This window comes from Curtobacterium sp. PhB191 (genome assembly GCF_004346515.1).
Lineage (GTDB): Bacteria > Actinomycetota > Actinomycetes > Actinomycetales > Microbacteriaceae > Curtobacterium.
In genome coordinates this window covers 464,209-478,153 of the sequence record NZ_SMBV01000001.1, presented here as the reverse complement: position 1 = coordinate 478,153, position 13,945 = coordinate 464,209, and the positions used below count along the sequence as shown (strand labels likewise).

Annotated in this window: 14 protein-coding genes and 1 pseudogene; 8 read left to right on the top strand and 7 right to left on the bottom strand. The window is 72.7% G+C overall.

The genetic code is table 11. From position 1 onward, the window contains the following. Positions 1-26: 26 nt before the first annotated feature. Positions 27-707 (bottom strand): annotated as a pseudogene (locus tag EDF48_RS02330) (response regulator transcription factor); the annotation flags it as partial. Between the two features lie 138 nt (positions 708-845). Between EDF48_RS02330 and EDF48_RS02325 the strand changes: the two are divergent. Genes EDF48_RS02325 through EDF48_RS02310 form a run of 4 tightly spaced genes read left to right on the top strand, consistent with a single transcriptional unit; the run spans position 846 to position 4,840 of the window. After that, positions 846-1,946 carry an AAA family ATPase gene (locus EDF48_RS02325; protein ID WP_131877847.1) on the top strand — a complete coding sequence of 367 codons (1,101 nt, stop codon included), beginning with the start codon at positions 846-848 and terminating at the stop codon, positions 1,944-1,946. Then, positions 1,943-2,857 carry a DUF58 domain-containing protein gene (locus tag EDF48_RS02320; RefSeq protein WP_131877845.1) on the top strand — a complete coding sequence of 305 codons (915 nt, stop codon included), beginning with the start codon at positions 1,943-1,945 and terminating at the stop codon, positions 2,855-2,857. The genes EDF48_RS02325 and EDF48_RS02320 overlap by 4 nt, the downstream gene beginning before the upstream one ends. Next, a complete protein-coding gene (locus EDF48_RS02315) occupies positions 2,854-3,849 on the top strand; it encodes a VWA domain-containing protein (protein WP_131877843.1) in 996 nt (331 codons plus the stop codon). Before EDF48_RS02320 ends, EDF48_RS02315 begins: the two co-directional genes overlap by 4 nt. A 16-nt stretch (positions 3,850-3,865) precedes the next feature. Further along, positions 3,866-4,840, top strand: a complete 975-nt coding sequence (locus EDF48_RS02310) for a trypsin-like peptidase domain-containing protein (protein WP_131877841.1) — start codon at positions 3,866-3,868, stop codon at positions 4,838-4,840. An 18-nt stretch (positions 4,841-4,858) separates the two neighbouring features. Here EDF48_RS02310 and EDF48_RS02305 read toward each other — a convergent pair whose 3' ends face one another. Then, on the bottom strand, positions 4,859-5,746 hold the full coding sequence (locus EDF48_RS02305; protein WP_131877839.1) for a helix-turn-helix transcriptional regulator: 888 nt from the start codon (positions 5,744-5,746) through the stop codon (positions 4,859-4,861). A 73-nt stretch (positions 5,747-5,819) separates the two neighbouring features. After that, positions 5,820-6,995, bottom strand: coding sequence for a PQQ-dependent sugar dehydrogenase (locus EDF48_RS02300; protein WP_243648812.1), 1,176 nt, complete (start codon positions 6,993-6,995; stop codon positions 5,820-5,822). A gap of 109 nt (positions 6,996-7,104) precedes the next feature. Between EDF48_RS02300 and EDF48_RS02295 the strand changes: the two genes are divergently transcribed. Together EDF48_RS02295 and EDF48_RS02290 are read left to right on the top strand one after the other, a co-directional pair. Continuing rightward, on the top strand, positions 7,105-7,503 hold the full coding sequence (locus tag EDF48_RS02295) for a cupin domain-containing protein (protein ID WP_131877835.1): 399 nt from the start codon (positions 7,105-7,107) through the stop codon (positions 7,501-7,503). After that, on the top strand, positions 7,500-8,171 hold the full coding sequence (locus EDF48_RS02290; protein WP_131877833.1) for an SDR family NAD(P)-dependent oxidoreductase: 672 nt from the start codon (positions 7,500-7,502) through the stop codon (positions 8,169-8,171). The genes EDF48_RS02295 and EDF48_RS02290 overlap by 4 nt, the downstream gene beginning before the upstream one ends. Positions 8,172-8,302: 131 nt before the next feature. On the opposite strand, the gene EDF48_RS02285 is transcribed toward EDF48_RS02290, so the two are convergent. Beyond that, the gene (locus EDF48_RS02285) at positions 8,303-8,845 is read right to left on the bottom strand and encodes a TetR/AcrR family transcriptional regulator (protein ID WP_131877831.1); all 543 of its coding nucleotides are present in this window, start codon (positions 8,843-8,845) and stop codon (positions 8,303-8,305) included. A gap of 53 nt (positions 8,846-8,898) precedes the next feature. On the opposite strand from EDF48_RS02285, the gene EDF48_RS02280 reads away from it, so the two are divergent. Together EDF48_RS02280 and EDF48_RS02275 are read left to right on the top strand one after the other, a co-directional pair. Then, positions 8,899-9,222 carry a DUF952 domain-containing protein gene (locus EDF48_RS02280; protein ID WP_131877829.1) on the top strand — a complete coding sequence of 108 codons (324 nt, stop codon included), beginning with the start codon at positions 8,899-8,901 and terminating at the stop codon, positions 9,220-9,222. A gap of 86 nt (positions 9,223-9,308) precedes the next feature. Then, a complete protein-coding gene (locus EDF48_RS02275) occupies positions 9,309-9,746 on the top strand; it encodes a hypothetical protein (protein WP_131877827.1) in 438 nt (145 codons plus the stop codon). A 45-nt stretch (positions 9,747-9,791) separates the two neighbouring features. Here EDF48_RS02275 and EDF48_RS02270 read toward each other — a convergent pair whose 3' ends face one another. Genes EDF48_RS02270 through EDF48_RS02260 form a run of 3 tightly spaced genes read right to left on the bottom strand, consistent with a single transcriptional unit; the run spans position 9,792 to position 13,917 of the window. After that, positions 9,792-12,611 (bottom strand): FtsX-like permease family protein, encoded by a 2,820-nt coding sequence (locus EDF48_RS02270; protein ID WP_131877825.1) that lies wholly within the window; start codon positions 12,609-12,611, stop codon positions 9,792-9,794. Beyond that, entirely contained in the window at positions 12,608-13,336 is a 729-nt protein-coding gene (locus EDF48_RS02265) for an ABC transporter ATP-binding protein (protein ID WP_123292992.1), read from the bottom strand. Before EDF48_RS02265 ends, EDF48_RS02270 begins: the two co-directional genes overlap by 4 nt. Continuing rightward, entirely contained in the window at positions 13,333-13,917 is a 585-nt protein-coding gene (locus EDF48_RS02260; protein ID WP_243692331.1) for a PadR family transcriptional regulator, read from the bottom strand. Before EDF48_RS02260 ends, EDF48_RS02265 begins: the two co-directional genes overlap by 4 nt. Between the last annotated feature and the right edge of the window lie 28 nt (positions 13,918-13,945).

Here is a 13,945-nt window from a genome sequence, read left to right as displayed (position 1 = left end):
CCGGTGCCGTCCTCGATGAGTTCCCGGAGCCGGTACCCGCGGCCGACGACGGTCTCGATCGCCGGCTCTTCGTCCGCGACGCTGAGCTTCCGGCGGAGCGTGCCCACCGTGACCCGGACGGTCTGCGTGAACGGGTCGGCGTTCTCGTCCCACACGTGCTCGAGCAGTTCCTCTGCCGACACCACGTAGCCGACACGGCCGAGCAGGTACCGGAGCACCCCGAACTCCTTCAGGGTCAGCGCGAGTTCGCGGTCGCCACGGCGCGCGAGCTGCCGCGCGGTGTCGACGACGATCGGGCCGTCGACGAGCACGGAGGACGCGGCCTCGCCCGAGCGCCGGGTGAGTGCGCGCATCCGGGCGGTGAGCTCGACGAGCGCGAACGGTTTCACCAGGTAGTCGTCGGCACCGAGGTCGAGCCCGCGGACCCGATCGCGCAGCTGGCCGCGGGCGGTGAGCATGAGGATCCGTGGGCCAGGGCCACCGGACCCACCGGGTTCGCCGGTCGACCGGAGTTCGCCGGCGAGCTCGAAGCCGTCCCCGTCCGGCAGGTTCACGTCGAGCAGGACGATGTCGTAGTCCGTGACGGCGAGCTTCCCGCGGGCGTCCCCGAGCGTGCCGGCGGCGTCGACCGCGTACCCCTCACGCTGCAGGGCGACGCGCAACGCGGTCACCAGACCGGCTTCGTCCTCCACCATCAGCACACGCATGCCTCACGGTAACCAGGGCGGCTGGGCGACTGACAGGTACTGTCCGTTCCCCCTTTTCGGTCTGGTTTCGATCCGGCTTCCCGTCGTTTTCGCCCCTGGCGACTGGAGTGGGACGCACCCGAACGACAGGAGGACACCATGACCGAAGCCGCCCACGCCGACCCGTACACGACGCCGTCCGCGTCAGCCGTCCTCGAACGCGCACTGTTCGAGGTCAAGCACGTGGTCGTCGGCCAGGACGCCATGGTCGAACGGATGATGATCGGGCTGCTCGCCCGGGGCCACGTGCTGCTCGAGGGCGTCCCCGGCGTCGCGAAGACCCTCGCGGTGCGCACCCTGGCCACCGTCGTCGGCGGGGACTTCGTCCGCCTGCAGTTCACCCCCGACCTGATGCCGTCCGACATCGTCGGCACGCGGGTCTGGCGGCCGTCCACCGAGACCTTCGACGTCGAACCCGGACCGGTGTTCGCCAACCTCGTGCTCGCGGACGAGATCAACCGCGCTCCCGCCAAGGTGCAGTCGGCGCTGCTCGAGGCGATGGCCGAGCAGCAGGTCTCGATCGGTGGGCAGACCCACCGGCTCCCCGACCCCTTCATCGTGCTCGCCACCCAGAACCCGATCGAGAACGACGGCGTGTACGCGCTCCCCGAAGCGCAGCGCGACCGCTTCCTGCTCAAGGTCGACGTCGACCATGCCGACGAGCTCGGGGAGCTGACCATCGTGCAGCGGATGAGCGCCGACCGGCCACGCGCGCAGCAGATCCTGACGGTGCCGGACATCGTCCGGCTGCAGGCCGAAGCCGAGCAGGTCTTCGTGCACCACGCGGTCGCCATGTACGCCGTGCAGCTCGTGATGGCGACCCGCCACCCGCACCGGTACGGCGTGCACACCCTCGACGGAGTACTCGAGTACGGCGTCAGTGCTCGCGGGTCGCTCGGCCTGGTCGCCGCGGCCCGTGCGCTCGCGCTCCTCCGGGGCCGCGACTACGTGCTGCCCGGTGACATCGCGGACGTCGCCTCCGACGTGCTCGCGCACCGCCTCGTGCTCACCTTCGACGCCGTCGCCGACGGGGTCGACCCCAGGACCGCTGTCGAGGCCGTGCTCGTGGCCGTCCCGCAGCCTCGGATCGCGGCGTCCGAGGACCCGAGCGCGGTCGCGGCGGGCGGTGACGTGCGGTACCCCCCAGCCGCACCGACCCCCGCCGCGGCCGCTTCCACCCCGTACGAGGCGACGCCGTGAGCGACGCCGCACGGCTCCGCCGCCTCGAGCTCACCGTCCGGCGCCGTGTCGACGGCACGGTGCACGGCGACCACCAGGGCCTGTCCCTCGGCACGGGCAGCGACCCTGAGGAACTCGTGCGCTACCAGCCCGGGCACGACGTCCGCCGGATCGACTGGAACGCCACGGCTCGCGCCGGCGAACCGTACGTCTGGCTCACCCGCGCTGAGCACGCCCTCGAGACGTGGGTGCTGGTCGACCGTTCGCCGAGCATGGCCTTCGGCACCACCGACCGTGAGAAGGCCGACGTCGCCACCTGGACGGCGGCGGCGATCGGCCTGCTCACCACCGGCGCGGGTGACCGGGTGGGACTCGGCGTCGTCGGCACCGAGGGGATCCGCTGGACCCCTCCGCGCGCCGGTCGCACCACCGCCCGCCGCGTGCTCCGTGCCGATCCAGGCCCCCGCGACGGCGTCCCGACGACCGACCTGTCCGCAGCGCTCCGCGTGTTCGCCGCCCAGGCGCCCCGCCGCGGTCTGCGGGTCGTCATCAGTGACCTGCTCGACCAGCCGGCGACCGACAGCGCGCGGCTGCCGTGGGAGCCCGCCCTGCGTCGGCTGTCGGCACGCCACGAGGTCATCGTCGTCGAGGTGCTCGACCCCCGCGAACTCGACCTGCCCGACGTCGGCGACGTCGTCTTCGTCGACCCGGAGTCCGGCGCCCAGCGCGTCGTCGCCACCTCGGACCGGGCACTCCGCACCGCTTACGCCGCCGGAGCAGCCGCCCACCGCGCGGCCACCGCCACCGCCGTCCGCGCCGCCGGGGCCGACCACCTGGTCCTGCGCACCGACGATGACCTCGGCCGCGAACTCACCCGCTTCATCCACCGCCGGCACCGCACGCCCGCCCGATCGGCACGGAGGACCCGATGACCTTCCTCACACCCTGGTTCCTGCTCGCCCTGGTGCCGGTGGCGGCGCTCGCCGTCGCGCACCTGCTCGTCCAGCGCCGACGCCGGCGGTACGCCGTGCGCTTCGCGACCCTGCCGATGCTCGACAAGCTCGTCCCGAAGCAGCCCCGGTGGCGTCGGCACCTGCCCGCGGCGCTCGTCCTGGTCGGCCTGACCGCCCTCGGCTTCGCCGGTGCGCGCCCCGAGATCGACGTCCGGGTGCCCTACGAGCGTGCCACGGTGATCGTCGCGATCGACACGTCCGGCTCGATGCAGGCCGACGACGTCGACCCGAACCGGCTCGAGGCCGCCAAGTCCGCCGCCGAGTCCTTCGTCGCCGAGATGCCGGAGACGTTCAACGTCGGGGCGATCGCCTTCGCCGGCGGCGCGGACGTCCTGGCTCCGGCCACCCGCGACCACGAAGCGGTCCGGGAGGCCATCGCCGGGATGGACGACGGCGGCGGTGGGACGGCGATCGGCGAGGCCGTCTTCGAGGCGGTCGGCGAGGTCGACCGCCTCAGTGACGAGGGTGCCACCGGCTCGGCGTCGCCGTCCCCGACCCCCGGCGGGTCCGGGGAACCGGAGCGCATCCCGGCGCGACTCGTGCTGCTCTCCGACGGCGCGAACACCACCGGGCGCGAACCCGCCGCGGCCGCCGAAGCAGCTCGCGAAGCCGGCATGCCCGTCTCCACCATCGCCTACGGCACCGATTCCGGGGTCGCGAACCTGTGGGGGACGCAGCAGGCCGTCCCCGTCGACGAGACCTCCCTCCGCCAGCTCGCGGACGAGACCGACGGACGGTTCTACCGGGCGTCCAGCACCGACGAACTCCGCGAGGTCTACCAGGACATCGGCTCGTCGATCGGTTGGCACGAGGAACCCGTCGAGATCACACCATGGCTCGCCCTGCTCGGCATGCTCCTCGCCCTCACCGCCGGCGCGCTCTCCCTCCGCTGGTTCGCCCGCATCGTCTGAACACGAGGACACGACCATGAGTGACACCCCTCCCGGCATCGGCCGGCCCGCAGGTCCACAGCACTGGTCCACCGGCGCACCGCCCGAGCGATCTGCGCGACCAGACGGCGGACGGGAGGCCCGGGACCAGCTCGCAACGGGCCTCCCGTCCGTCCCCACGCCCGTCCAGGGCCCCCCACCGGACCCGGCCACCCGCCGGTCCGAGTTCGACGAGCCGGCACCGCGCCGCGAGCGGCGGGGCGGCGGCCGGACCGCGACCGTCCTCGTCGCCGCGCTCGTCCTCGGCGGCACCGCGGGGGTCACCGGCGCCCTGCTCGTCACCCCGGACTCCCCGGTCAGCGCCCCGGTGGCCGGGCGGCAGCAGTCCGGCACGTCCGGCTCGTCGGGGACGTCCGGCTCGTCCGGCGGTACTGCGACCGACGCCGAGGACGCCGCCCAGCGGATGCTGCAGAGCGTCGTGCAGGTCCGCACGACCGGCGGGAGCGGCTCCGGCTTCGTCATCGACGATGCCGGACACGTCATGACGAACCACCACGTCGTCGACGGTTCGTCGGCCGTCCGGCTCGTACTGCCCGACGGCACCAGCACCGACGGCCGGGTCGTCGGCAGCGACGAGGACAGCGACATCGCGGTCATCGAGGCGACCGGCCTGACCGTGCCCGCAGCCGACCTCGGACGCAGCGCCGACCTGCGGATCGGCGAGTCCGTCATCGCGGTCGGGTCCCCGCTCGGCCTGAACGGCACCGTCACCTCGGGCATCATCAGCGCCCTCGAACGGACCTCGCAGCGATCCGCGCAGCCGCTCGTGCAGACCGACGCGTCGATCAACCCCGGCAACTCCGGCGGGCCGCTCGTCGGGCTCGACGGCCGCGTCGTGGGGGTGAACACGTCGATCGCGACGCTCGGCTACTCCTCCGGCAACATCGGCATCGGCTTCGCGGTGCCCATCGACGACGCCGCACGGATCGCGGACGACATCATCCGGGGCTGACGCTCCGCGGGGCACCGCTCATCCGGGGCTGACCGCGCTGCGCGCACGTTCCGCGATCTGCTCCGTCGCCGCCCACGATGCGAGCAGGCGGAGCGCGTCGGCGGTCGGGCTGCCCGGGGTCGCCGGGTAGATCGTGAGCGCGAGCCCGGGGTCCTCGGCGAGTTCGAGCGTCTGGAAGTGCAGCTCGAGCGGACCGACGACGGCGTGCCGGAAGGATTTCACGCCGGCGTAGTGGCGGCGGACGTCGTGCGCGGCCCACAGGGCGCGGAAGTCGTCGCTCCGCATCGACAGCTCGCCGATGAGTGCTGCGAGGTCGCGGTCGTTCGGTGTACGGCCGGCCTCGCGCCGCAGGATCGCGACGTTCGTGTGCGCCGCCCGCTGCCAGTCCTGGTAGAAGTTCCGGGCCTGCGGGTCGAGGAAGATGAAGCGCGAGAAGTTCATCGGCCGGGCCGGTGCCGAGACCAGGTCCGAGTGCATCGCGTAGCCGAGCGCGTTGGCGGCGACGATGTCCTGCCGGTTGTTGATGATCATCGCCGGCGCATCGGTGATGACGTCGAGCAGGTACTGCAGCTCCGGGCGGACGGCGGCCACCGGCACCACCTTGCCCGCGCGCCGCGGTGTCGCGTTCTGGTGCCGGGACAGGTCGCGCAGGTGCTCGAGCTCGGCGGCGTCGAGCTGCAGTGCGCCGGCGACGGCCTCGAGCACGCTGTCCGAGACGCCCTGCAGGTTCCCCCGCTCCAGCCGCGTGTAGTAGTCGATGCTGACGCCTGCCAGCCGTGCGACCTCTTCGCGCCGGAGCCCCGTGACCCGACGGCGGGTTCCGAACGTCTTGACCCCGGCCTGCTCGGGGGTGATGCGGGCGCGACGGCTGGACAGGAAGTCGCGGGCTTCGTCGCGGTGGTTCATGCCGTCACGGTAACCCGCTGGACAGCGTGCGAGCGAGGGGCTGCCGGAACCCCTGTGGCAGCGCTCCGTCGGCTCACCCCTCGGCGCGGGTCAGCGGCACGGACACGATGCGGTCGTCGCCCTCCGCAGGGTCACCACGGCCGTCGGTGTTGTTCGTGACGAACCACAGCGTGTCCGACGGCCCCTCGAGCACGGTCCGGATCCGGCCGAAGTCGCCCTGGAAGTACTCGGTCGACGTCCCCGGGTCGTCCGCCGGGATCGCCCGGAGCACCTCGCCGCGCAGGTTGGCCACGAACACGGTGTCGTCGACGACCGTCAGGCCGCTCGGGGACGCCTCGTCCGTCGACCACTGCTGCACCGGGTCGACGAAGCCCTGGTCCTCGCCGCCCTCACCCTCGACCTCGGGCCAGCCGTAGTTCTCGCCCGCCTCGATCACGTTCAGCTCGTCGAGGGTGTTCTCGCCGAACTCCGACGCGAACATCGTGCCGTCGGAGGACCACCCCAGGCCCTGCACGTTGCGGTGCCCGAGGCTCCAGACGGGTGACCCGTCGAACGGGTTGTCGTCCGGCACGTCGCCGTCCGGGGTGAGCCGCAGGATCTTGCCCGCGAGCGAGTCCTCGTCCTGCGCGTCACTGCTCGTGCCGGCGTCCCCGACGCTGGCGTAGAGCATGTCGTCGGGGCCGAACGCGATGCGGCCGCCGTCGTGGAACGTGTTCGACGGCAGTCCGTCGATGATCGTCGTGGCGTCGCCGAGCGCCCACGACCCGGCGCTGCCCGTCAGTTCGAACCGCTGGATCCGGTTGCCGTCTTCGGCCGTCGAGTACACGAACAGGTCGTCGTCGTGCAGGGCCAGCCCGAGCAGCCCGCCCTCGCCGCCGTGGCTGACGCCGTCGACGGTGCCGACCTCGCGCGTCGTGCCGTCGTCCTGCAGCTCGAGGACCTTCGCGGAGTCGCGTTCGCTGACCAGGGCGTCGCCGTCGTCGCCGGTGCGGACGACCGACCACGGTGCTTCGAGTCCGGTGACCACGTCGCTGGTGTCGCCGTCGAGCGCGATCTGCCCGGTGGGCAGGTCGGCGGGGGCGGTGGCGCGGGCGCTCGCCGACGAGCCGCGGTCGTCGTCCGGTGCGGCATCGGCGCAGCCGCCCAGGGCGAGGGCGGCCACCGCGGCGATGCCCGCAGCGGACCAGCCGCGTCGGGCTCGGGTGGGGTTCGGGCTCGGGTGCGGGTTCGGGTGTTCGCTGCTGTCCACGGTGGTCCTCCCGGATCGTGCGTCGATCACACACGTCGTGTTCGGGAAACGGCTGAGGGGTACGGCCGGCACCTCCCTCCGGTGCGCACATCGGCCTACCGTCGGGGCCATGGAGATCCAACCGAAGCAGCCGACCGTCAAGAACCCGGCCGCGCAGTTCACCGGCGACGTGTACCTCGACGCCATCGCCAGCCCGAAGGAAGCCGGCCAGTCGATGACCGTCGCGAAGGTCCGGTTCCTGCCCGGCGCCCGCACCGCCTGGCACTCGCACGCCAACGGCCAGACCCTGCACGTCACCGAGGGTGTCGCGCGCATGGGCACCCGTGACGGCGGCGTGGTCGAGGTCCAGCCGGGCCAGACCGTCTACACGCCTGCGGGTGAGGAGCACTGGCACGGTGCGACCCCGACGGACTACATGGAGCACCTCGCGATGCTCGACCTCGCCGACGACCCGGCGACCACCACCACCTGGCTCGAGCACGTCACCGACGAGGAGTACTCCGCATGACCACCATCGCCATCATCGGGGCCGGCAAGGGCCTCGGTCTCGCCGTCGCCGAACGCTTCGGCCGCGAGGGCTTCTCGATCGCCCTCGTCTCCCGCAACCAGGACCGCCTGGACGGCCTCGCCGCGTCGCTGCGCGAGCAGGGCATCACGGCCGCCGGGTTCGCCGCGAACGTCCGTGACGGCGATTCGCTCCGCAGCGCCCTCGAGCGTGCGACCGAGCAGCTCGGTCCCATCGAGGTGCTGCAGTACAGCCCGCTCCCCGCCAAGGAGTACATGCGCCCGGTGCTCGAGACCACCGCGGAGGACCTGGTCGGCCCGATCGAGTTCTCGGTCTACGGCTCGGTCAACGCGGTCCGCCAGGTGCTGCCCGGCATGCGCGCGATCGGCCACGGCACGATCCTGTTCGTGAACGGCGGCAGTGCGGTGCGTCCCGGCGCTCGGGTCACCGGCACCTCGGTCGCCTTCGCTGCCGAGAGCGCCTACGCCCAGCTCCTGCACGACGCCGTGCGCGACGAGCAGGTCCACGTCGGTCAGCTCATCATCCCGTTCGGCATCGACGACGGGCAGCCGGAGCACTCCGGCGAGTCCATCGCGGATCGTCTGTGGGCGATCCACTCGGAGCGCGGCGAGTTCCGCACGTACGCGGAGGCGCTGCCCGACCCCGCTTGAGCGCGGTTCGCGCCGCATCGAGTGAGCAGAAGGCGACGAGTCCGAGCGCGTGACCCGTCGCCTTCTGCTCACTCCGTGGCGGACGGGAGGCCCGGTGCCAGCTGGCCACGGGCCTCCCGTCCGCCCTGGGGTCACGTCGAGAGCACCGCGACGGCACGCGCGGCGCGTGCGGCGACCGCGGCCGCCGTCGGGGCCGGAGCCAGGCCGAGCAGGCGCTCGCGGTGGAGCTCCCCGAGCAGCAGGGTGAAGAGCTCGGCGGCGGTCTCCGGAGTGGCTCCGGCGCGGACCAGGGCCTGCTGCGCGGCGAGCGGGCCGGCCTCGTGGAACTCACGGGCGAGCTCGGGTGATCGCGCCGACTCGGCGATGACGAGCCGGTGCAGGGCGACGGCGCGGTCCGAGAGCAACGCGCTGCCGATCGCCGTGGCCGTGGACACGAGGTCCGCGGCGGGCTGCGCGGCGTACGGGTGCTGCCGCCGGACGACCGCTCGGAGGATCGCGGGCTTGTCGCCGAACGCCGTGTAGAGCGTGCGCTTGGTGACCCCGGCCTCGGCGGCGACGCGGTCGAGTGCGACGCCCGCGAACCCGTGCTCCAGGAACAGGTCGGTCGCGACGTCGAGGATCCGCTCGTCACGGGCGATCCGCTCGTCGGCGGTCGGACGTCCACGCTTGTTCACAGACCCATCCTAGCGGTAATGATACGCTCCCGTTTCATTACCGAGGAGGGTCCATGACCGATGTGGTCTGTCACGTGGCGATCGCCGACGACTGGGAGATGAGCCGCGGGTTCGGCGAGTACGAGGTGTCCACTCGCGGGGTGCCGCTCGAGCCGGGCGGGTACGTCCGCGCCACCACGCCCGACCGGGTGGCCGAGGTCGTCACCGAGCGGTACGGCGACCTCGCGCTGCCCCTGCTCCGGATCGACCTGAGCGTCGAGGGGCTCGCGGCTGCGGGGGTGCCGGTCGAGTGGGTCGACGGTCTCCCCCGGGTGCGCGGTCCGATCCCGATGGACGCCGAGGTCGTACTGGCCGAGGTGCCCATCCCGAACGTGTGACCACTTCGTGAGCAGAAATGGTCGAGTCCGCCGACGGCCACCCGACCATTTCTGCTCACGAAGTACCGCGCCCTAGGCTGGAAGCGATGTCCAGCGTCCTCCTCACCGTGCACGTCGTGGCGGCGCTGCTCACCCTCGGACCCGTCGCGGTCGCCGGGAGCATGTTCCCGAAGCCGGCTCGCGCGCTCGTCGCCGATCCGGGCGACCAGGTGGCCCGAGCGGTCGCCAGGGTCCTGCACCGGATCTGCCACGTGTACTCGATCATCTCGCTCGCCGTCCCGACGTTCGGCATGGCCCTGGCGTTCGAGGTCGGGGCACTCGACGAGGCGTGGCTGCTCGTCTCGATCGGTCTGACCGCGGTGGCTGCGGGGATCCTCGCGCTCGGGGTCCTGCCGGAGCAGCGCGAGGTCCTGCGCGGGAACGGGACCGAGCGCTCGCCGCGGAAGCTCGCTGCCCTGGTCGGCCTGTTCAACCTGGTGTGGGTCGTCGTCGCCGTGCTCATGGTGGTGCAGCCCGGCGCCTGACCGGGCTGCACCGGGGCGGCGCCACGTGCAGCGCCGCCCCACACCTCAGTGCGCCCGCCGCACCGCCACCCGGCGTCGGCCGTGCGCGGTGAGCCATGCCCCGGCCGTCACCAGGAGCGGCAACCCGATCCCGAGCACGGCCAGCATCGACCAGTCCGGCACGAACGGCATGTGGTTCGACCCGACCGCTGGCTCCGTGAACCGCAGGGTGAGTGCCCGCATCGGCAGCAGCCCCAGCAGGGTGCCGATCACCGCGCCCACCGAGGCCAGGATCGCCGCCTGCCAGGTCGACACCCGCCGTCGCAGTCGTGGTGCGGCACCGATCGCGTCGAGCACCTCGTCGTCCCGGCGCCCGTCGGACCGCGCGAGCCCGATGGCCACCGCCGTCGCACCGATCGTCACCGCCGCAGCGAGCGCGAGCACGATCGCCCGGATGAGCGCGCCGTTGTCGACCGGCCCGGCCTCGTAGGCGAACTGCGGGCCGTCCCACCGAGCGCGGTCCGCGCCGCCGAAGCTCTGCCAGGCGGAACTCAGCTCGTCCCACTGCTCGGGCGCGATGTCCCCGGGCAGCGTCGTGACGAGCATGCCGTCGACGGCGCGCACCCCGTAGTGCGCCGCGGTCGCCTTCGTCATGAAGACGCCGACCTGGATCCGCGGCGACTGCACGTCGAGCACGGCCGGGATCGACACGCTGGCGTCCGGTTTCGTCGTCGTCGTGATCGTCGGGCTCTCCCACGTGCGGTCGTGGAACGTGTCGATGCGGACCGCACCGTCGTGGGCGTACTCCGGCCACAGTGACACCGCCTTGCCGCCCTCGAGCGCATCCCGCACGGCAGCAGACGGTCGGTGTCCGGTGAGCACCGCGTAGTCGTCGACGGTGCCCGTCCAGATGTGCGGGACGGTCGCGTCAGCGGTGTCGAGGTAGTACGAGCACGACGTGGAGTCGTAGCCGTCGCAGTCGAAGTCCGTCCACCGGTGCGGCATCGTCACGGACGACGGGGTGTCGCCCGCCCAGCCCTCGGCCACGCCGAGCACCCGGATCCGGTCGTGGTCGAGCACCCGCGCCACGACCTTCGCCGCGTGCGCCGTCAACGCCGCGTCGTGCCCGCTGGCGGCACCGTCCTCGCTGGACAGCTGCACCTCGGACGTCGCGACCCCGACCGCCGTCGTGTACTCGTACCCGCGGACGTACTGCGCGTGGCTCGACGCACTCCACGTGATCACGACCGACGCGACGAACACGACGCTCATCACACTGGCGAGCACCGGCACCGTCCGGACCGGGTTGCGCCGGGCATCGCGGGCGGCCAACCGAGCCGACAGGCCCAGGCGTGCGGACATCCGGGACACCAGGGCCAGGAGCCACGGCGAGCAGATCGCGATGCCGAGCTGCATCAGGCACGGCCCGAGCGCGACCCCGGCACCGGCCGCCCACGCCCAGTGGTCGTCCTGCACCCGGCGGTCGTTGAGCATGAGCACCCCGGCGCCGCAGGCCAGCGTCATCACGGCACCGGCGATGATGAGCACCGGCCCCCAGATGCGTCGCCGACGACGAGCAGGACGGTCGACGGGCGCGGGTCGGAGTGAACCCCGCAGCGCCGCGAGCACGTTGATGCGGGTGGCGGCCCGGGCGGCGACGAGTGCGGAGACCAGCCCGGCGAGGACGCCGGCGGCCGCGACCACGAGCAGCAGGAGCGGTGGCACGTGCAAGCCGGGGAACGACACGACGTCGCCGTTGTCGATCAGGCGGAACACCGCGACGCCGATCCCGGTGCCCACCGCGACGCCGAGGACGGCGCCGATGGACCCGAGCACGAGGCCGGACCCGGCGACGATCGTCCGGACGAACCGCTTGTCCCCGCCGACGCTCGTGACGATCGCGTACGAACGGGTGTCCGCCCGGGTGCCGACCAGGAACGCGGCCCCGGCGAGCAGCGCGACCTCGAACATCGCGAAGACCCCGAGCAGTGCCATCGCGCCGAGGTACCAGCCGAGTGACGAGCTCATCTGGCCGCCGGGCAGGCGGGCATCCGGCGGATCGAGCACGACCGGGCGGGACTGCACGACGATGCCGTGCGCGTTGAGCTGCCGGATCTCCGACCAGGTCGGCGCGTCCGACGGCAGGTAGACGGTGACGTCGGTCAGACCCGCGTCGTCAGTGGTCTCGGTCGTCGACAGGGTCGTCCCCCACGGCAGGAACACGCCCTGCTCGCTGGGCGCCGAGCCGAGGTCGCGCATCGTCCCGGTGATCGTGAACCGCTTCGTGACGGGATCGGTGATGTCGACGGTGTCACCGATGTGGGCGTCGAGCCGGTCGAGCGTCGCCGGCGTGACCATGAGTTGGTTGCGCGCGGTCGGCGCCGAACCGTCGAGGACACGCCAGTGGCCCTCGAGCGACGGGTCCCAGACGCTGCCCTCCACCGCGGCCAGGCCGACAGGTCCCTTGGGTCCCTGCACCACGACGGGCGTGCCGCCGACCGGGATGGACAGCGCACCGTCCGGCACGTGGGCGAGCACGTTCGCGAACGGCGGGTCCTCGTCGGCCTCCGTGACCGGGCTGTTCCGCTTCGCATCGGTGAACTGCCACTGCACCGGGTCCTGCCGCATGCCGGGCAGGTCCGGGCCGGAGACCCGCATCTGCGCGGCTGCCTTGCCGAGGTCGTAGTCCAGCGACTCCGCGGTCGTGGGCTGCGTCGACTGCACGACGACCGCCACCGCGGCGAACCCGGCGGTGGGGATGCCGATGAGCGCGATGATCAGCGCCGCCCGACCGACCTTCGCGAACGCCAGTCGACGCCCCAGACGGAACGCCGGTCGGAGGGCGAACGGCGTCCGGCCGGTACCCGGACGCCGACGCCGGCTCACGACGCGGTCCGGTCCGACAGGGCGAGCTCCACGCCCGAGTACACGGTCTCGTCGACCACGCGACCGTCGCGCAGGAAGACGATCCGGTCCGCCCAGGCAGCGTGCCGGGCGTCGTGGGTGACGAGCAGCGCGCCGGCTCCGGCATCGACGTGCCGTCGGAGCATGCGGAGCACGACCTCGCCGGTCTGCGAGTCGAGGGCGCCGGTCGGTTCGTCCGCCAGCACGAGCCGACGTTCGCCGACCACGCCCCGGGCGATCGCGACGCGCTGCTGCTGCCCGCCGGACAGGTCGTCCGGGTAGGCGTCGCCGCGGTGTGCGAGTTCGACGTTGTCGAGTGCCAGCTCCGCGGCGCGGCGGGCCTGCGAGGCCTTCCAGCCGTCGAGCTCGAGCGGCAGCGCCACGTTCTCGACCGCGGTGAGCGATGGGATCAGGTTGAAGTCCTGGAACACGAACCCGATGAGGCGACGGCGGAGGGCCGCGAGTTCCTTGGCCGGCCGGTCGGACACGAACTCGCCGTCGATCAGCACTTCGCCGCTCGTCGGCGGCAGCAGGGTGCCGGCGCAGGCGAGCAGCGTCGACTTGCCGGAACCCGAGGTCCCCATGACGGCGACCATCTCGCCGCGCTGGACGGCCAGGTCGATGCCGGCCAGCGCCGTGACGGCCTTCGCGCCGGAGCCGTAGTGCACGCTGACGGCGTCGAGCTGCAGGAGCGGTGCGGCGCTCACCGTGCACTCCGCGCGGTGTCGGCAGCGGTCGCGGACGAGGAGCCAGCGTCCGCCGCCGGATGCTCTTCCGGCCGGTACCGCGCCACGGTCGACTCCACGTGGTCGAGCCACCGCACCTCGGCCTCGGCCTGGAACACCATCGACTCGAGCACGAGCGACCACGCCAGGTCCGTCGCGGGATCGGTCGTGCGCTTGAGCCGGGTCAGGTCCTGCAGGTTCCGGATCGCGGCACCGCGCTGCACCTGCACCAGGCGCGCGACGTCGACGCCGGGCACCGTCACGGCCAGGGCGAACTTGATCGCGAGCTCGTCACGCCCGCGCTTGGCGGGCACCGGCTCGCTGAACCAGCGCGCCACTTCCCCGCGACCCGCGTCGGTCACCGTGTAGACGACGTGGCCGTCGTCGTCGGTGTCGCCGCGGGCCACGAGGCCGTCGCGTTCCAGGCGGTCGAGCGTCGTGTAGACCTGGCCGATGTTCAGCGGCCAGCTCCCGCCGGTGCGGTGCTCGAACTCCCCCCGGAGCTGGTACCCGTAACCGGGTCCCCCCACCAGCAGCGCGAGTACGCCCATCCGTACGCTCATGACACTTCCCCCGTCTCTCGTCCACCAT